This is a genomic window from Pseudomonas sp. 2822-17 (assembly GCF_002742485.1).
Classification (GTDB): domain Bacteria; phylum Pseudomonadota; class Gammaproteobacteria; order Pseudomonadales; family Pseudomonadaceae; genus Aquipseudomonas; species Aquipseudomonas cyclaminis.
In genome coordinates this window covers 1-231 of the sequence record NZ_LJRZ01000188.1, presented here as the reverse complement: position 1 = coordinate 231, position 231 = coordinate 1, and the positions used below count along the sequence as shown (strand labels likewise).

The following is a 231-nucleotide window of genomic DNA, read 5'->3' as shown; positions in this document are numbered from 1 at the left end:
GTTAGTTATTGATGAAATACAGCGCATGAAAAAAGGTGAAGCAGCACAGCAAATGATAGATTTCTTTGTGGAATTGGAAAATAAGTTAGGTGTTCCTTTAATATATATCGGGACATATAAAGCTTTCCCTATTTTTAGTACATTGTTAGCGAATGGGAGAAGGGCTGGTGGAATGGGTGCAGATTTCTTAGACCCAATGAAGCAAGATAAGGAGTGGGATTTATTTCTAAG

The 231-nt window shown here is 36.8% G+C and carries 1 pseudogene; it reads left to right on the top strand.

From position 1 onward, the window contains the following. Positions 1–25: 25 nt before the first annotated feature. Positions 26–231: pseudogene (locus AOA60_RS01560) on the top strand (ATP-binding protein); the annotation flags it as partial.